Genomic DNA, 16,067 nt, shown 5'->3' with positions numbered 1-16,067 from the left:
GGAACTGGGACAATGATGATCCTCCTCACCTCACGCTCTCACGCCGATGTCCACTCTTCCCGCCCCGACTTTCGATGACGTCGCCGACGCCGCCCGGCGCATCGAAGGATTCGCCCATCGCACGCCCGTCCTGACTTCCCGCACCGCCGACGCCATCGCGGGCGCGTCGCTCTTCTTCAAGTGCGAGAACTTCCAGCGCATGGGCGCGTTCAAGTTCCGCGGCGCCTACAACGCGCTCTCTCATTTCAACGACCGCCAGCGCGCAGCGGGCGTCATCACGTACTCGTCGGGGAATCATGCGCAGGCGATCGCGCTGTCCGCAAAGCTCGCCGGCATCCGCGCGACGATCGTCATGCCGGAAGACGCGCCCGCCGCGAAGATGGAGGCGACGCGCGGCTACGGCGGCGAAGTGATCACCTACGACCGCTACACGCAAAATCGCGAGGAAATCGGCCGCAAGCTCGCCGAGGAACGCGGCATGACGCTGATTCCGCCCTACGACCATCCGCATGTGATCGCGGGGCAGGGCACGGCGGCGAAGGAACTGATCGAGGAAACCGGTCCGCTCGATTATCTGTTCGTGTGTCTGGGCGGCGGCGGGCTCATCGGCGGATGCGCGCTCGCGGCGGCGGCGTTGTCGCCGGACTGCAAGGTGATCGGCGTCGAGCCGGAGGCGGGCAACGACGCGCAGCAATCGCTCGCTCGCGGCGAAATCGTGCATATCGACGTGCCGCGCACGATCGCCGATGGCGCCGCTTCGACGCACGTCGGCGAATACAACTTTCCGATCATCCAGCGTCACGTGGACCGGATCGTCACCGTGAGCGATGCGCAATTGATCGACACGCTGCGCTTCTTCGCGCAGCGCATGAAGATGGTGGTCGAGCCGACCGGCTGCCTCGCGGCGGCCGCCGTGCTGCAGAAGGTCGTGCCGGTCGAAGGCAAGCGCGTCGGCGTGATCGTGTCGGGCGGCAACGTCGATTTGCCGAAGCTGTCGCAGTATCTCGCGTGATGGCGGATCGTCACGACGCTGCGTTGACGATCAGATCGCGGTAGCCGTTCACGATCACGCTGTACGCGAAGTACGCGAACAGCACGGCGGACATCACGTGGCACGCGCGCAGGAGCTGCGTGCCGGCGCGCTTTCGGCCGTGGCTCGCGAGCGTGCAAATGAAGATCGTCCAGCCGAGTCCGCCGCAGAAGAAGCCGATCAGAAACACCGACGCGCTGACGGGACTCGTCGCGCCGGCCTTGGCGATGAGCGCGCCGCCGACCGCCGCAAACCACAATATCGCGCTCGGCGACGACACCGCGAGCAGGCATCCGCGCACGAAGCTTCGCCAATGCTTCGGGCGCGGCACGGTGAGATCCGCTTCGCCTTCGACGGGCGGCGCCGACGCCGGGTTGAGCGCTTCACGCGCCATCTTCCAGGTGAGAAAGAGCAGCACGACGGCGCCGCCGATCCACACGACCCAGCGCACGGCGGAGAACTGCAAGAGCGCGGACATGCCCGCGAGCGCGAGCGCCGCATAGAACAGATCGCCGAAGCACGTGCCGAGGCCGAGCACCATCCCCGGCTTGAATCCGTGCGACAGGGCGAGCGAAATGATCGCGACGTTGGCGATCCCGATATCCAGACACAACGACAGCGACAGAAAGAACCCGTCCGACAGCAACGACCACGAATGCATGTTGTTATTGATGGTTGTGAAGCGTGAAGCTGACATCGAGACGGCCGGTCGGCACGTTCATCGTGTTGCGTGTGGGCGGATTACGGAAGGCGGCGAGCGCATCGCGCTGTGCTTGCGTGCCGATGCCGAGCGCATCGAGCAGATGGACGACGACCGCGTTCACCACGGCCGTATTGCCGTCCTCGACTTTCACCGCGATGCCGATCGGACCTGTCTCGCGGCGCACGCCGATCGCGTAACTCGCGTCCGCGCCGGTCTTGGCGACGAGCGCGCCGCCGAACGCCTGCATCAGTAGCGTGCAGAAGCGGCCTTCGCCCGCGACGAGTTCCGGATGCGACGTCATCGCGCGATGGACGCGTGCGAGCGGCGAGCCGTCCGACGCGGCGGCGATGTTCATATAGAGCCGCGCGAGACGTTCGAGCGGGAAGGCGGGCGTCGGCAGATTGCAGCCGTCGATGGCCCATTGCACTTCGTCATCGGCGAGATCGACGGCGCGCGCCACCGTGCGCTTCACATGCGCCTGCAGCGGATGACCGGGCAAGTGGTAATCGGCGAGTGGCGCGTTCATCGCGCGCGCGCCCGCGAGCATGCCGGCGTGCTTGCCGGAGCAATTGCTGCAGACGGCGGTCGGCGTGAAATCGCGCCGGATCCAGTCCTTGTAAACGGCGTCCGAAATCGGCGGATGGCCGCCGCAGCGCAGATCGCTTTCTCGCGCGTTCGACTTTGCGAGCATCGCGAGCGCGCGCTCGATATGACGCGGCTCGCTGCTGTGCGATCCGCACATCAGCGCGAGGTCCTCGTCGGTGAAGCCGAAGCGTTCGAGCGCGCCCGTTTCGATGACGGCGAGCGCCTGCGCGGGCTTCGCGGCCGAGCGCGGCAGCGTCACGCGGCGCGGATCGCCGAAAGAATGGATGAGGCGGCCATCGGCATCGACGACCGCGACATGCGCCGCGTGCGTGTTCTCGATGACATCGCCTCGATAGAGCGTGGCCGCGATCGTCATTTGTCGAGTCCGAGTTCGGTCCAGAGCGTATCGACGCGGCGCTTCACGGCTTCGTCCATGACGATCGGGCGGCCCCATTCGCGATTCGTTTCGCCGGGCCACTTGTTGGTCGCGTCGAGTCCCATCTTCGAGCCGAGACCCGCAACCGGCGACGCGAAATCGAGATAATCGATCGGCGTGCTGTCGACCATCACGGTGTCGCGCGTCGGATCGACCCGCGTCGTGATCGCCCAGATCACTTCCTTCCAGTCGCGCACGTTCACGTCTTCATCCACGACGACGATGAACTTCGTATACATGAATTGCCGCAGGAAGCTCCAGACGCCGAACATCACGCGCTTCGCGTGGCCGGGATAGCTCTTCTTCATCTGCACGATCGCCATGCGATAGCTGCAGCCCTCGGGCGGCAGATAGAAATCGGTGATCTCGGTGAACTGCTTCTGCAACAGCGGCACGAAGACTTCGTTCAGCGCGACGCCGAGCACGGCAGGCTCGTCCGGCGGTTTGCCTGTGTAGGTGGAATGGAACAGCGCGTCGCGGCGCATCGTGATCTTCTCGACGGTGAAGACCGGAAACCATTCCTGCTCGTTGTAATAGCCGGTGTGATCGCCGTACGGGCCTTCGAGCGCGTGCTCGTATTTCGCCGACGCCCCCGCCGACGGACGCGGCGGCGCGCCTGCGGGCGCGGGCGGCGGCGCGCCGTCCTGCGGATAGATGAAACCTTCGAGCACGATTTCCGCGCGTGCCGGCACCTGCAATGCATCGACGCCCGGCGTCAGGCATTTCGCGAGTTCGGTGCGCGATCCGCGCAGGAGACCGGCGAACTGATATTCGGACAACGAATCGGGCACGGGCGTCACTGCGCCGAGAATCGTCGCGGGATCGGCGCCGAGCACGACCGCCACGGGATACGGCTTGCCGGGATTCGCGAGCGCAAACTCACGGAAATCGAGCGCGCCGCCGCGATGCGCGAGCCAGCGCATGATGAGCTTGTCGCGCCCGATCAGCTGTTGCCGATAGATGCCGAGATTCTGACGCGGCTTGTTCGGCCCGCGCGTGACGGTGAGGCCCCAGGTGAGCAGCGGACCGGCGTCGCCGGGCCAGCATGTCTGGATCGGCAGCCGATTGAGATCGACGTCGTTGCCTTCCCACACGATTTCCTGACAGGGCGGCGCGCTGACCGACTTCGGCGCCATGTCCCACACGGCCTTCGCGAGCGAGAGCAGCTTGCCGGCATCCTTCAGGCCCTTCGGCGGCTCGGGCTCCTTGAGCGCGGAAAGCAGCCTGCCGACATCGCGCAACGAACTCAGCGCGGCGACGTCGCTGCCGAGACTCACATCGGAACCGCTTTGCGCGTCCGTCTCGATGCCCATGCCGAGCGCGACGCGCCGCGTCGTGCCGAACAGGTTCGCGAGCACGGGCATCGTGTGACCGGTGGGTGCTTCGAACAGCAGCGCCGGTCCGCCGGCGCGCAACACGCGATCGGAGACTTCGGTGATTTCGAGAACGGGAGAGACGGGCTGCCGAATGCGGCGGAGTTCACCGAGCGCTTCAAGGCGGGCGGTGAAGTCGCGCAGATCTTTGTATTTCATCGATGGTCGGAAGTGGACTCGAAGGCGCCCGGAGGCAGAACTCGCCGGGCGGGACGGCTGCGCGCTAAGCGATTGTCGATTTTACCTGCGTCGGCGTCCGTGCGTTGGGCGACATTCAGCGAAAACCGCTTGGAATCGCCCGGGAGACGTGGTTTTCGGCTGCTGAACACTGTTCAATATAACTGTAAGTAATTGAAACCAAAGTCTATAGCATTGACGGATCATTAAACCCTGTTAGAATCGCTTGGCATCCATTGCAGGTTTTGAAACTTTTTACCTTAGCCTCAGGTCTGTCAGACGCCAATGCGTCGCCTGCGCCGCTCCTGCCCGGCGATCCATGGCTGTTGGTTGTCATTGCCGGCGTTTCACACGCCGGTTTTTCGCGTGGAAAGCCACGTGCGCGTTCAGGGCATGCAGTTCGTGCCGCGCAACCCGGCGGATTTTTGCCGGATCGGCTTTTCAGACGGCGCTTGCCGTATCCCCGATGCCGCTGACGCTTACCGAGAGTGAGCGGTGTCTGATTTGTCTTTCGAGTACGTGCTTCATTCGTATTCATCTGCGCAAATCATGCAACATTGGGAGTATCGATGAATGCTTCGGTTTGGTGGGGTTCCGACTCCCGCGCCGCGCAGGTTGTGCGCGTAGCGCTACGTCGCGGACGCCGTTTGAGTCACCATCTCTTCGCCGTGGTCGGTTGCGCGGCCGTTGTCAGTGCGCTCGCGCTCTGGCTGGCGCCTTCCTGGCGCACGACGTTCGCCGCAAAGATCATGCCGTTCGTGTCGGCCGCGGTCCAGGCCGGTCCGGCGCGTTTGCTCGCCGGCCAGCCGCTGCCGCCGTTCTCGGCGGTGCATCGCGCGCCCGGCGACGCCGCGCTGCCCGTGAACGTGGCCGCTAACACGGCGGCGCCCGAAATTGCCAAGGCGCCGGCCGCCGTGACCCCGTCGCTCGGCGCGGCGGCCAGCGACGACGCCAGCACCCGTCAGCTCACCGGCGGCATCAGCCTGGCCGTGTCGCCCAACGGGCTCGATCCGCGCACGATGCCGTCCGTCGGCATGCTGGCGAACCTGATTCCTGCGCAACGCGTCGTCGCGGATGCGCGCGATGACCGCGTGCTCGTCTCGGCGCGTGAGCAGAAGCTCGTCGCGAATTTCATCGCGCGTCGCTATCGCGTGGCGCAAGAGCCGGTCACGGAACTCGTGCGCGCCGCGTTCGATACGGGTCGCGAAGTCGGCCTCGATCCGCTGCTGCTGCTTTCGGTGATGGCGATCGAATCGGGCTTCAATCCGTATGCGGAAAGCGGCGTCGGCGCGCAGGGCCTCATGCAGGTCATGTCGAAGGTGCATTCCGACAAATTCGAGTACTTCGGCGGCTCGCACGCGGCGCTCGATCCGCTCGCGAACATCAAGGTCGGCGCGCTCGTGCTGAAGGATTGCATCGCGCGCGGCGGCTCGGTGGCGGGCGGCTTGCGCTACTACGTCGGCTCGACGACGCAGGACGACGGCGGTTACGGCGCGAAGGTGCTGGCCGAGCGCTCGCGTCTGCGCGATGTCGCGCGCGGCCGCAATGTGCCGATCAACGCGCCGCAGGCGCCGGTCCAGGCCGCGCCGAAGCAGGTTCTCGCCTCGACGTCCGCGGACAAACGCGTTCACGCGACGATCGAATCGCCGAAGAAATCGCAGGACGATGGCGACGGGGAGACGAAGCACGTCGCATCGGCGGAGCTGGGCGCGTAAGGCTTTCGGCAGACGTAAAAAGGAAAGGGCACCCGCGGGTGCCCTTTTTGTTGCGTGTGCCGTCGCGATTATCGACGGAACAGCGTGCCCAGTCGCTGGACCGCTTCTTCCAGCTTCGCCTGCGACGTCGCATACGACAGCCGGATGTAGCGCTGCGGCGCGTGGAAACCGAAATCCGCGCCCGGCACGAGCACGACGCCCGCGTCGTGGAGCATCGAATGCGTGAGCGCATCGCTGTCGCCGGCGGCGGGGTGATGAACCGTCGTCGTGTCGGCGTAGACGTAGAACGCGCCGTCCGGCACGACCGGCACGCCGAAACCGAGCGAGCGCAGCGCCGGCACGATGTAATCGCGACGCCGCTTGAACTCCAGTCGCCGTGCTTCGTAGATCGCGATCGTCTCCGGCTCGAAGCACGCGAGCGCCGCATGCTGCGCGAGCGCCGACGCGCAGATGAACAGATTCTGCGACAGCTTTTCGACCGCGCTGACCATCGCGTGCGGCACGACGAGCCAGCCGAGCCGCCAGCCGGTCATGTTGAAGTACTTCGAGAAGCTGTTCACGGTGACGACGTCGTCGCCGAAGGAGAGCGCGGACACGGGTTTCGCGTCGTAACTCAGGCCCTGGTAAATCTCGTCGACGATCGTGAAGCCGCCGCGCGCGCGCACCGTGTCGACGATGCGCCGCAGTTCGTTCGGCTCGATCGACGTGCCCGTCGGATTCGACGGCGACGCGAGCAGCACGCCGCGCGTCTTCTCGCTCCAGTTCTCCTCGACATGCTCGGCCGTCAACTGGAAGCGCTCGGCCGGGCCGCTCGCGATGAGCACCGGCTTGCCATCCGCCGCCGACACGAAATGCCGGTTGCACGGATAGCAGGGATCGGGCATCAGGACTTCGTCGCCGTTATCGACGAGCGCCATGCACGCCAGCAGCAGCGCCGCCGACGCGCCCGCCGTCACGACGATCCGCTCGGGGTCGACGGCCAGGCCGAAGGTATCGCGATAATGCTGCGAAATCGCCTCGCGCAGCGCGTGGATGCCGAGCGCGTTGGTGTACTGGGTCACGCCGCGCTTCAGGGCATCGGCGGCGGCGTTCGTGACCGGCTCCGGCGCGGTGAAATCCGGCTCGCCGATGCTCATGTGGATGATGTCGCGGCCCGCGCGCTCGAGCGCCTGCGCCTCTTTCATCAGCTCCATCACGTAGAACGGCTCGATTGCGTCGACGCGCGACGCCAGCCGCACGAGCGGTTCGGCTGTCTGGTTCATTTATGCTCCGCGGCCGCGCGCCTGCGCTTCGGTGGGCCGCATCACGACGGCGAGCTTGTCCAGCACGCCATTGACGTACTTGTAGCCGTCGGAGCCGCCGAAAGTTTTCGTCAACTCGACTGCTTCGTTGATGACGACGCGATACGGCACGTCGATGTGATGCTTGAATTCGAAGGCGGCAACCAGCAGCACCGCGCGCTCGACCGGCGACAGCTGCTCGATCGGACGATCGAGGCACGGCTGCAACTCGGCCGACAGCGCGTCGGATTCCTTGATCACGCCGTGCAGGATCGCATCGAGATGATCCTTGTCGGCCTTGTCGAAACCTTGAGAATTGCGCAACTGCGCGTCGATTTCGCCGGCGGGCGCGCCCGACAGCAACCACTGGTAAAGCCCTTGCGTCGCGAGTTCGCGCGAACGGCGTCGTGCGCTCTTCATGCGCGGTCCTCGTCTTCTTCGTCTTCGTCTTCATCGTCGCCGCCGAGCTGCTCGAGCGCGACGGACAGATTCGCCATTTCGACCGCCACGCGCGCGGCGTCGCGACCCTTTTCGGTCATGCGGGCGACGGCTTGCTCGTCGTTCTCGGTCGTCAGCACGGCGTTCGCAACCGGAATGCCGAAGTCGAGCGCGATGCGCGAGATGCCCGAGCCGCTTTCGTTCGACACGAGCTCGAAGTGATACGTCTCGCCGCGCACGACGGCGCCGAGCGCGATCAGCGCGTCGAACTGGCCGGATTCCGCGAGCTTTTGCAGCGCGAGCGGAATTTCGAGCGCGCCGGGCACCGTGACGAGCAGCACGTCCTGGCCGATCACGCCGAGGCGTTCCAGCTCCTCGATGCAGGCGTCGGCGAGGCCGTTGCACACCGGTTCGTTGAAGCGCGACTGCACGATGCCGATGCGCAGGCCGTCACCGTCGAGGTTCGGCTGGTATTGTCCGATTTCCATGAATGATTTCCGTTGGTTCAGATTGGGTTTGGCGTTCAGGCCGAGCGCAACTGCGTGATGCTCGTATCGGCGGGCGCGGCGGTGGCGGGGCAGCCGGGCATCGGCACGAAGCCTGTCACTTCCAGGCCGTAGCCCGACATGCTGCCGAGCTTGCGCGGATTCGCGAGCACTTCCATCTTGCCGACGCCGATATCGCGCAGAATTTGCGCGCCGATGCCGTAGGTCTTGAAGTCGATCGGGCGGCGCTTGAGTTCCGCCGCCTTGTCCTTCTGGTCGAACGCGCGGAACACGTCGACGAGATGTTCCTTCGTGTCGCCGCAATTGAGCATGACGATCGCGCCGAGATCGCGCGCGGCGATTTCCTTCATCGCGGCGTCGATGGTCCAAGAGTGCGTCGACGAGTCGATTTCGAGCAGATCCAGCACGGAGAGCGGTTCGTGCACGCGCACCGGCGTGTCGCGATCCGGACGCGGCGTGCCGCGCACGAGCGCGATGTGCGGCGAACCGGTGGGCTCGTCGCGATACAGCAGCGCGCGGAACGGACCGTGCGCGGTCTGCATCGTCCGCTCGCAGACTTTCTCGATGATCGATTCGGTGCGGCTGCGGTAGTGGATCAGATCGGCGATGGTGCCGATCATGATGCCGTGCTGCTGGCCGAACTCGATGAGGTCGGGCAGACGCGCCATTTCGCCGTCGTCCTTGATGATCTCGCAGATCACCGCGGCGGGCGTGAGACCCGCGAGCGCGGTCAGGTCGCAGCCGGCTTCCGTATGGCCCGCACGCACGAGCACGCCGCCCGGCTGCGCCATGATCGGGAAGACGTGGCCCGGCTGAACGATGTGCTCGGCGCGCGCATCGTGCGCGACGGCCGCGGCGATGGTTTTCGCGCGGTCGGCGGCCGAGATGCCGGTCGTCACGCCCTCGGCGGCTTCGATGCTCACCGTGAACGCCGTGCCGTACTGCGTGCCGTTGCGATGCGTCATGAGCGGCAGGTTCAACTGCTTGCAGCGTTCCTGCGTGAGCGTGAGGCAAATGAGGCCGCGGCCGTGCTTCGCCATGAAGTTGATCGCTTCGGGCGTGACGAATTCGGCGGCGACGACGAGATCGCCTTCATTCTCGCGGTCTTCTTCGTCGACGAGGATCACCATCCGGCCGGCTTTCAGTTCAGCGATGATCTCAGGAGTGGAGGCGAGCGACATGATGACGTCCCGAGCGGGCTCTGATTTGGGGAAAGCGCGTATTTTACGCCACGGCTGGTGGAGCGTCGGGGAAATCGACTCTCTTCGAGAGGTGGAGGTTTCCTAAGCCATTCGGACGAATGGCGCGACGGGCAAGCGTTTGGGAAACTGTCCTCACTGTAACTTTAAAGCGGATGGGTTTTGTACAATGTTGTGTACATTAAACTTAATGGGGCCGAACATGGCTTATAGGGCAAGGGACATCATTCCGCTCTCTCAGGCGCGTGCAAATCTCTCTGAACTCGTCGACGAGGTTCGCGGCGGCAATGAAAAGATCATCACGAAGAACGGAGAAAGCTATGCCGCGTTGATCAGCGCGGAAAAGCTCGAAGCGTTCTACCGCATGGAGAGGTCCCGCATTCATCTGGTGCTGCTGAACGACGCGTTGACCGCTCTGAAGAGCCTCGACAAGAACGAAACGGAAGATGCCGACGAGTACTTCATCCGTCTGAAAGCGCGTCTGGGAGCGCCGCAAACCGATGACGGAGAGTCGGACCGTGAATGATGAACGCAAGCGCACGACCATCCGAATCTCGAGCGAATTCAATGCCCGACTCACGGATATCGAGCGCTACTGGAACCGCGTAGACCGGCCTGAAATCTTCCTTCGGCTAGTCGAGGCGATCGAAAAGAAGGTCGTGCCGGTGCTTCGGCGCTTTCCGGCTCTTGGACGACGCCTTCTCAATTCGAAGCCGGATACGGTCGATGCTTTGCTGACGATCGAGGAGATCGTGGACGTCACGAAGTCGGGCGCGCCTCATCAAGGCGAGCTACACGAACATCTGTTCGATGACTACGTGCTGCTCTATCTGTTGTCCGGTGACACGATCACTTTCTTGTCGCTCCGGCACATGAAAGAGACTTCCTCCGAATTCAGGGACCTGTGGGGTCCGGAGCGCTAGGTCAGGACAACGCGAGCATTCACCCCGCACTCATCATCCGCTCCACATACCGCGCGATCAGATCGATCTCCAGATTGACCTTCGCGCCTTTGGCAAGGGCCCTGAGCGTCGTCACTTCGACGGTATGCGGAATCAGATTGATGGAAAACTCGCAGCCGTCGGCGCTGTCGCTGACGGAATTCACCGTGAGGCTCACCCCGTTCACCGTCACCGAGCCCTTGTAAGCCAGGTACTTGCCGATATCCTTCGGCGCCACGACGCGCAATTCGTGCGATTCGCCCACCGGCTCGAACTTCGACACGACGCCCAGCCCATCGACGTGACCGGATACGAGGTGCCCGCCAAGCCGGTCGTGCGCGCGCAACGCCTTTTCCAGATTCACGCCGGCGCCCGCATCGCCGAGTCCGACGGTCTTGTTGAGACTCTCGCGCGACACTTCGACGTCGAACCTGCCGGCCGATTTCTCGACAACCGTCATGCACGCGCCCTGAATCGCGATGCTGTCGCCGAGCTCGACGTCGGCGAGATCGAGATCGCCCGCGGTGACCGTCAGACGCACGCCCGCTTCCGGCTCGGCACCGAGCGGCGTGACTTTTTCGATTCGGCCCACGGCCGCGACAATTCCTGTGAACATCGGTCGGATTCCTCGATTCGGTGCTGGGTCAGCTCGCCACGTTGGCTTCGGCAAAACGCGCAAGTATGCGCAGATCGTCGCCGAGCCGGTCGATGCGATGAAATTTCAGATGCGGCCGCGCATCCAGCGTGTCGGGCGGCGCGAAGTCGAACATGCCGGGCGCGCTGCCGAGCAGGCTCGGCGCGAGATAGATCAGCAGTTCGTCGACGCAGCCTTCGCGCAGCAGCGAGCCGTTCAGCTTGTGGCCCGCTTCGACATGCAATTCGTTGATGCCGCGATCGGCGAGCGCCGTGAGCATCGCGGGCAGATCGACCTTGCCGTACTCGTTCGACAGCTCGATCAGATCCGCGCCTTTCTCGCGCAACGCGTCGATGCGCGCCGGATCGGCGTCGGCGGAATGGAAAATCCAGGGCGGCGCGCCGTCGAGGATGCGCGCGTGCATCGGCACATCCAGCCGGCTGTCGATCAGCACGCGTTGCGGCTGGCGCGGCGTGTCGACCGCGCGCACGGTCAGTTGCGGATCGTCCTCGCGCACCGTGCCGATTCCCGTGAGAATCGCGCAGGCGCGGGCGCGCCACGCGTGGCCGTCGGCGCGCGCGTCTTCGCCCGTGATCCACTGACTCTCGCCCGTCGGCAAACCGGTACGGCCGTCCAGCGTGGCCGCGACCTTCATTCGCACCCACGGACGGCGGCGCGTCATACGCGACACGAAGCCGATGTTCATCTCGTGCGCCTCGTTCGCGAGCAGTCCGCAACGCACGTCGATGCCGGCGTCGCGCAGCATCGTCAAGCCGCGGCCGGACACCGACGGGTTCGGATCTTCCATCGCGGCGATTACTTTCTCGACGCGCGCATCGATGAGCGCATGCGCGCACGGCGGCGTGCGGCCGAAGTGACTGCACGGTTCCAGCGACACATACGCGGTCGCGCCGCGCGGATCCTTGCCGCGCGAACGGGCGTCCTTCAGCGCCTGCACTTCGGCGTGATCCTGGCCGGCCGGCTGCGTGTAGCCCATGCCGATCACTTCGCCGTTCTTGACGAGCACGCAGCCGACGCGCGGATTCGGCGTCGTCGTGTACATGCCCTTCGAGGCGAGCGCGAGCGCGCGCTCCATGTGCGTGAAGTCGGTTTGCGAGAACATCGGCGCGGCCCGGAAACGTCAGGCGGCGAGCGACGCGAACGCGCCGCGCGCCGCGTCGATCGTCGCGTCGATGATCGCGTCGTCGTGCGCGCTCGACACGAAGCCCGCTTCGAACGCGGACGGCGCGAAGTACACACCGGCATCGAGCATCGCGTGAAAGAACGCATTGAAGCGCCTCGTGTCGCCTTGCTGGATCTGCGCGAAGCTGCCCGGCACGCTGTCCATGAAATACAGGCCGAACATGCCGCCGATCGAATCGGCGGAGAAGGGCACCTTCGCGTCGCGGGCGGCGCCGGTGAGGCCGTCGACGAGCTTGCGCGTCTGCTTGGCGAGATCGTCGTAGAAACCGGGACGCTGGATCAGTTGCAGCGTCTTCAGGCCCGCGGCCACCGCGATCGGATTGCCCGACAGCGTGCCCGCCTGATAGACGCCGCCGAGCGGCGCGAGATGAGCCATGATGTCGCGGCGTCCACCGAACGCGGCCGCCGGCATGCCGCCGCCGATGACCTTGCCGAGACAGGTGAGATCGGGCTTGATGCCGTAGACCTGCTGCGCGCCGCCGAGCGCCACGCGAAAGCCGCACATGACTTCGTCGAAGATCAGCACGGAGCCGTATTCGTTGCACCGTTCGCGCAGCGCGTTGAGAAACTCGGGCGTCGCGCGCACGAGATTCATGTTGCCCGCGACCGGCTCGACGATCACCGACGCGATTTCCGGCCCGAATGCCTTGAACGCCTCGTTCAATTGCTCGACGTTGTTGTACTCGAGCACGGTCGTGTGCTTCGCGATGTCGGCGGGCACGCCGGCGGAAGTGGGATTCCCGAACGTGAGCAGACCGGAGCCGGCTTTGACGAGCAGGCTGTCCGCGTGCCCGTGATAGCAACCTTCGAACTTGACGATGCGGCTGCGGTTCGTGAAGCCGCGCGCGAGGCGCAATGCGCTCATCGTCGCTTCGGTGCCGGATGACACCATCCGCACCTGTTCGATCGACGGCACGAGCTTGCAGATTTCCTCGGCGATTTCGATTTCGGCTTCGGTCGGCGCGCCGAACGAGAAGCCGTTCGCGAGCACGCGTTGTACGGCGCCGAGCACTTCCGGATGGACATGGCCGAGAATCATCGGGCCCCACGAGCCGATGTAGTCGATATAGCGCTTGCCATCCGCATCCCAGAAATACGCGCCTTCTGCGCGCTCGATGAAGCGCGGCGTGCCGCCGACCGAGCGGAACGCCCGCACCGGCGAGTTCACGCCGCCGGGAATGGTTCGCTGCGCGCGTTCGAAGAGAGCTTGATTCTTGGACATGGATGGAAGCCTGCACTGAAAAGTGGATGCGGGAGTCGCGAGGACACGCGCCCGGCTGCCGCTGCAACGTCTGCACGGCGCGCGAAACGCGCCGTCCGGCGCGAAAAACGATGCTGAAATTGTACCGGAGTCGTTGCAATGCAACCGTGTCCGGCTAGGGTCGCATCGAGCGCCGTCCGGTGCGTGCGGCCCACAGTTTTTCCAGCGCGCCCTCGGCGATCGGCTTGATGAGCGTGCCGGACATCTGCGCGTCCCACGTCTGCACGGAGAACGGATGCGCGCGCAATTCGTCGCGCGTGACGACGACCTGCTCGCGCGCATCGACGAGCCAGTCATAAACGAAGTCGATGCGCAGCCGATAGCCGCGCTTGGCTCCGGCATCCGGCACTTCGTACGGCGCGCGCGTCACCCAGCCCGACGCGAACACGCCCCTGGGTTCCTGCGACACGCGATGCACGAAGACCCGGTCGCCCGGCAAGAGTCCGCGCGCGGTGCCGCAGCCCCATACGTCGGCAACGGCATCGCCTGCGGCGACGCGCCGCGCGAACTCGGGCAAGTCGGGCCACGGCCATTTCTTTGGGCTCCAGATCAGCAGAAAGGCGGTCATGGGTTCGGTCGGACGAGAAGAGAGCGATGAGCTTAACGCAGCGTCGCGACCGGGGCCGGATCGCGGCAAGGGCTCGCGTACAATGTTTGCTCCTTGCGCGGTAAGGATGCCGCGCGGCCTCAACGCTTCCCCGTCTCCCGAACCCCATGTCCGACACCACCCGGCGCCGGCCCGATGGCCGTTTGATCCTTCTGCTCGGCGCGCTCGCCGCGTGCGGCCCGCTGTCGATCGACATGTATCTGCCGAGCCTGCCGTCGCTCGCCGCCGCGTTCGGCACGAGCCCGGCCGCCGCGCAAAGCACGCTGACGAGCTTCATGTTCGGCTTCTCGTTCGGCATGCTGCTCTACGGTCCGATGTCCGACGCCTATGGCCGCCGCCCCGTCCTGCTCGGCGGCATCGCGCTGTACGCGCTCGCGAGCATCGGCTGCGCGGCGGCGTTTTCCATCGACGCGCTCGTCTTCGTGCGCTTCCTGCAGGCGCTCGGCGCGGGCGCGGCGTCGGTGCTCGCGCGCGCGATCGCCCGCGACGCCCACGCGCCGACCGACGCGGCACGCGTCCTGTCGATGCTGTCCATCGTCACGTCGATCGGACCGTTGCTCGCGCCGCTGATCGGCGGGCAATTGCTGCTGCTGGGCAGCTGGCGCGTCGTGTTCGTCGCGCTGACGCTCTTCGGCGTGACATGCGCGGTGACGGCGTATCTGCGCGTGCCGGAGACATGGCCTAAGGAAAGGCGCGCGAGCGCGGCGGTCGGCAAATCGTTCGCCGCTTACGGGCATCTGCTGACCGATCCCGTCACCTGGGGCCACATGATGTGCGGCGGCATGGCTTTCGCGTCGATGTTCGCGTACATCACCGCCACGCCGTTCGTCTATATCGATTACTTCCACGTCAGGCCGCAGTATTACGGGCTGCTGTTCGGCCTGAACATCGTCGGCATCATCGCGGGGAATGTGCTCAACACGAAGTTCGTCGGCCGCGTCGGCGCGATGAAGATGATTTCGGCTGCATCGTTCGTGAGCGTCGCGGCGGCGCTCGCGGTCGCGTTCGTGGCGCTGACGGGCTTGGGCGGCCTGTGGTCGATCGTCGTGACGCTGTTCTTCGTGGTCGGCGTGGTCGGACTGCTGTCGGCCAATTGCACGACCGAGCTGATGCATCGGTATCCGCACAACGCGGGCGCGGCCGCCGCGGTTTTCGGCGCGATGCAGCTCGCGCTCGGCGCGCTCGCGAGTCTCGCCGTCGGCTTGTTTCACGATGTTTCGCCGCATGGCATGGGCATCGTGATAGGCGTGTGCGGCGTGCTGACATTCGCCGGGCGCACGCTGGTGCTGCGCTCGCACGCGGCGCCCGTGAAGGTCTGAACGGCGCGCAGAAACAAAAAAGCCTCGCTATGTGGCGAGGCTCAACATTTGATGCTCGTTTTTGCGGTCTCGAATCAGATGTGCCTGGGTCAAAGGTGCTTCCTGGGTCGATCGCAGTTGTTTGTCGATTCGGTAACTTACTGGGTCAAAGTTGTTTACCGGCTCGCTTCGGTCGCAGGGGCAATAGGCATGTTCTCCAGATGAGCGATCAGTGGTGCCTGGGTCAAAGGTGCTTCCTGATCGGGTTCGTGTCGATTCGGTTATTCCTCGTTGCCGTTTCAGCCTTGTCGACGAAGCTGGACTGCATCAAGGAATGAGACGAGTGTAGGCCGTCGTCGAACGACGACATATCGAAGGAGTTCGAATCGGTGGGCAAGGCCGCGTGACGGCCGAAACGCGCTGTTGCGCGCCGTGAAACCGATGTTCGCCTAAACTGCGCGCGCGAGCGTCGGCATGGGCGGCGCGAGACGAATGCCGCGCGCCGCGAGCGCGGACAGCGTGGCCTCGTTGACATCGGAGATCACGCAGAGCGCGACGATCTCATGCAGGTTCGACGTGACGAAGGCGCGTTCGCCGGCGGCGAACGCATCGGGGTCGAGCGTGAAGCGTGTCGGCGGGATCGGGATCGGCATGACTCGGGAAGCGCATTGGAAGGGTCCA

At 65.1% G+C, this 16,067-nt stretch carries 17 protein-coding genes; 5 read left to right on the top strand and 12 right to left on the bottom strand.

From position 1 onward, the window contains the following. Nucleotides 1–46: 46 nt before the first annotated feature. Nucleotides 47–1,012, top strand: coding sequence for a threo-3-hydroxy-L-aspartate ammonia-lyase (locus tag BG60_RS10310; RefSeq protein ID WP_034471334.1), 966 nt, complete (start codon nt 47–49; stop codon nt 1,010–1,012). Between the two features lie 10 nt (nt 1,013–1,022). Here BG60_RS10310 and BG60_RS10305 read toward each other — a convergent pair whose 3' ends face one another. The 3 genes from BG60_RS10305 to BG60_RS10295 are packed head-to-tail and all read right to left on the bottom strand — an operon-like array spanning nt 1,023 to nt 4,286. After that, a complete protein-coding gene (locus BG60_RS10305; protein ID WP_034471332.1) occupies nt 1,023–1,691 on the bottom strand; it encodes a LysE family translocator in 669 nt (222 codons plus the stop codon). Nucleotides 1,692–1,695: 4 nt separating this feature from the next. Continuing rightward, nucleotides 1,696–2,694, bottom strand: a complete 999-nt coding sequence (locus tag BG60_RS10300; RefSeq protein WP_034471330.1) for an asparaginase — start codon at nt 2,692–2,694, stop codon at nt 1,696–1,698. Then, nucleotides 2,691–4,286, bottom strand: a complete 1,596-nt coding sequence (locus BG60_RS10295) for a UbiD family decarboxylase (RefSeq protein WP_034471328.1) — start codon at nt 4,284–4,286, stop codon at nt 2,691–2,693. Before BG60_RS10295 ends, BG60_RS10300 begins: the two co-directional genes overlap by 4 nt. 587 nt (nt 4,287–4,873) lie before the next feature. On the opposite strand from BG60_RS10295, the gene BG60_RS10290 reads away from it, so the two are divergent. Further along, nucleotides 4,874–6,019: a lytic transglycosylase domain-containing protein gene (locus BG60_RS10290; protein WP_033536678.1), complete on the top strand. Its 1,146-nt coding sequence runs from the start codon at nt 4,874–4,876 to the stop codon at nt 6,017–6,019. Nucleotides 6,020–6,087: 68 nt separating this feature from the next. Here the strand turns inward: BG60_RS10290 and BG60_RS10285 are convergent, their stop codons facing one another. Genes BG60_RS10285 through ribBA form a run of 4 tightly spaced genes read right to left on the bottom strand, consistent with a single transcriptional unit; the run spans nt 6,088 to nt 9,424 of the window. Continuing rightward, complete coding sequence (locus tag BG60_RS10285) at nt 6,088–7,281, bottom strand: pyridoxal phosphate-dependent aminotransferase (RefSeq protein ID WP_034471327.1); 1,194 nt, start codon at nt 7,279–7,281, stop codon at nt 6,088–6,090. Then, nucleotides 7,282–7,719, bottom strand: coding sequence for a transcription antitermination factor NusB (nusB, locus tag BG60_RS10280; protein ID WP_008350865.1), 438 nt, complete (start codon nt 7,717–7,719; stop codon nt 7,282–7,284). Further along, nucleotides 7,716–8,225: a 6,7-dimethyl-8-ribityllumazine synthase gene (gene ribH, locus BG60_RS10275; protein ID WP_008350863.1), complete on the bottom strand. Its 510-nt coding sequence runs from the start codon at nt 8,223–8,225 to the stop codon at nt 7,716–7,718. The genes nusB and ribH overlap by 4 nt, the downstream gene beginning before the upstream one ends. A gap of 35 nt (nt 8,226–8,260) precedes the next feature. Then, the gene (ribBA, locus tag BG60_RS10270; protein ID WP_033536677.1) at nt 8,261–9,424 is read right to left on the bottom strand and encodes a bifunctional 3,4-dihydroxy-2-butanone-4-phosphate synthase/GTP cyclohydrolase II; all 1,164 of its coding nucleotides are present in this window, start codon (nt 9,422–9,424) and stop codon (nt 8,261–8,263) included. A 208-nt stretch (nt 9,425–9,632) separates the two neighbouring features. On the opposite strand from ribBA, the gene BG60_RS10265 reads away from it, so the two are divergent. Both BG60_RS10265 and BG60_RS10260 read left to right on the top strand, forming a co-directional pair. Continuing rightward, nucleotides 9,633–9,968 carry a type II toxin-antitoxin system Phd/YefM family antitoxin gene (locus tag BG60_RS10265; protein WP_409017137.1) on the top strand — a complete coding sequence of 112 codons (336 nt, stop codon included), beginning with the start codon at nt 9,633–9,635 and terminating at the stop codon, nt 9,966–9,968. Next, the gene (locus BG60_RS10260) at nt 9,961–10,365 is read left to right on the top strand and encodes a hypothetical protein (RefSeq protein ID WP_034471421.1); all 405 of its coding nucleotides are present in this window, start codon (nt 9,961–9,963) and stop codon (nt 10,363–10,365) included. The genes BG60_RS10265 and BG60_RS10260 overlap by 8 nt, the downstream gene beginning before the upstream one ends. Before the next feature lie 19 nt (nt 10,366–10,384). On the opposite strand, the gene BG60_RS10255 is transcribed toward BG60_RS10260, so the two are convergent. The 4 genes from BG60_RS10255 to BG60_RS10240 all read right to left on the bottom strand — a co-directional run bounded on the left by BG60_RS10255 (nt 10,385) and on the right by BG60_RS10240 (nt 14,049). Beyond that, nucleotides 10,385–10,999 (bottom strand): riboflavin synthase, encoded by a 615-nt coding sequence (locus BG60_RS10255; protein ID WP_034471324.1) that lies wholly within the window; start codon nt 10,997–10,999, stop codon nt 10,385–10,387. Between the two features lie 28 nt (nt 11,000–11,027). After that, complete coding sequence (gene ribD, locus BG60_RS10250) at nt 11,028–12,140, bottom strand: bifunctional diaminohydroxyphosphoribosylaminopyrimidine deaminase/5-amino-6-(5-phosphoribosylamino)uracil reductase RibD (RefSeq protein ID WP_034471322.1); 1,113 nt, start codon at nt 12,138–12,140, stop codon at nt 11,028–11,030. A gap of 18 nt (nt 12,141–12,158) precedes the next feature. Further along, nucleotides 12,159–13,442 (bottom strand): glutamate-1-semialdehyde 2,1-aminomutase, encoded by a 1,284-nt coding sequence (gene hemL, locus BG60_RS10245; RefSeq protein ID WP_008350851.1) that lies wholly within the window; start codon nt 13,440–13,442, stop codon nt 12,159–12,161. Nucleotides 13,443–13,596: 154 nt separating this feature from the next. Beyond that, the gene (locus BG60_RS10240; RefSeq protein ID WP_034471320.1) at nt 13,597–14,049 is read right to left on the bottom strand and encodes a hypothetical protein; all 453 of its coding nucleotides are present in this window, start codon (nt 14,047–14,049) and stop codon (nt 13,597–13,599) included. A 146-nt stretch (nt 14,050–14,195) separates the two neighbouring features. On the opposite strand from BG60_RS10240, the gene BG60_RS10235 reads away from it, so the two are divergent. Beyond that, nucleotides 14,196–15,407: a Bcr/CflA family multidrug efflux MFS transporter gene (locus BG60_RS10235; protein ID WP_008350845.1), complete on the top strand. Its 1,212-nt coding sequence runs from the start codon at nt 14,196–14,198 to the stop codon at nt 15,405–15,407. Nucleotides 15,408–15,835: 428 nt separating this feature from the next. Here BG60_RS10235 and BG60_RS10230 read toward each other — a convergent pair whose 3' ends face one another. Continuing rightward, entirely contained in the window at nt 15,836–16,039 is a 204-nt protein-coding gene (locus BG60_RS10230; RefSeq protein WP_034471318.1) for a hypothetical protein, read from the bottom strand. Nucleotides 16,040–16,067: the final 28 nt, after the last annotated feature.

It is taken from the genome of Caballeronia zhejiangensis, from assembly GCF_000698575.1.
In the GTDB taxonomy this organism is placed as follows: Bacteria; Pseudomonadota; Gammaproteobacteria; order Burkholderiales; family Burkholderiaceae; genus Caballeronia; species Caballeronia zhejiangensis.
This window is presented reverse-complemented; position numbering and strand designations above follow the sequence as displayed.

What these genes read in the sequence shown, in the direction of transcription:
- BG60_RS10230 (WP_034471318.1), bottom strand. Translation starts at nt 16,039, where the DNA reads ATGCCGATCCCGATCCCGCCGACACGCTTCACGCTCGACCCCGATGCG.
- BG60_RS10255 (WP_034471324.1), bottom strand. Translation starts at nt 10,999, where the DNA reads ATGTTCACAGGAATTGTCGCGGCCGTGGGCCGAATCGAAAAAGTCACG.
- BG60_RS10305 (WP_034471332.1), bottom strand. Translation starts at nt 1,691, where the DNA reads ATGCATTCGTGGTCGTTGCTGTCGGACGGGTTCTTTCTGTCGCTGTCG.
- ribH (WP_008350863.1), bottom strand. Translation starts at nt 8,225, where the DNA reads ATGGAAATCGGACAATACCAGCCGAACCTCGACGGTGACGGCCTGCGC.
- hemL (WP_008350851.1), bottom strand. Translation starts at nt 13,442, where the DNA reads ATGTCCAAGAATCAAGCTCTCTTCGAACGCGCGCAGCGAACCATTCCC.
- BG60_RS10310 (WP_034471334.1), top strand. Translation starts at nt 47, where the DNA reads ATGTCCACTCTTCCCGCCCCGACTTTCGATGACGTCGCCGACGCCGCC.
- BG60_RS10265 (WP_409017137.1), top strand. Translation starts at nt 9,633, where the DNA reads ATGGGGCCGAACATGGCTTATAGGGCAAGGGACATCATTCCGCTCTCT.
- BG60_RS10240 (WP_034471320.1), bottom strand. Translation starts at nt 14,049, where the DNA reads ATGACCGCCTTTCTGCTGATCTGGAGCCCAAAGAAATGGCCGTGGCCC.
- BG60_RS10285 (WP_034471327.1), bottom strand. Translation starts at nt 7,281, where the DNA reads ATGAACCAGACAGCCGAACCGCTCGTGCGGCTGGCGTCGCGCGTCGAC.
- BG60_RS10295 (WP_034471328.1), bottom strand. Translation starts at nt 4,286, where the DNA reads ATGAAATACAAAGATCTGCGCGACTTCACCGCCCGCCTTGAAGCGCTC.
- BG60_RS10290 (WP_033536678.1), top strand. Translation starts at nt 4,874, where the DNA reads ATGAATGCTTCGGTTTGGTGGGGTTCCGACTCCCGCGCCGCGCAGGTT.
- BG60_RS10235 (WP_008350845.1), top strand. Translation starts at nt 14,196, where the DNA reads ATGTCCGACACCACCCGGCGCCGGCCCGATGGCCGTTTGATCCTTCTG.
- BG60_RS10300 (WP_034471330.1), bottom strand. Translation starts at nt 2,694, where the DNA reads ATGACGATCGCGGCCACGCTCTATCGAGGCGATGTCATCGAGAACACG.
- nusB (WP_008350865.1), bottom strand. Translation starts at nt 7,719, where the DNA reads ATGAAGAGCGCACGACGCCGTTCGCGCGAACTCGCGACGCAAGGGCTT.
- ribD (WP_034471322.1), bottom strand. Translation starts at nt 12,140, where the DNA reads ATGTTCTCGCAAACCGACTTCACGCACATGGAGCGCGCGCTCGCGCTC.
- ribBA (WP_033536677.1), bottom strand. Translation starts at nt 9,424, where the DNA reads ATGTCGCTCGCCTCCACTCCTGAGATCATCGCTGAACTGAAAGCCGGC.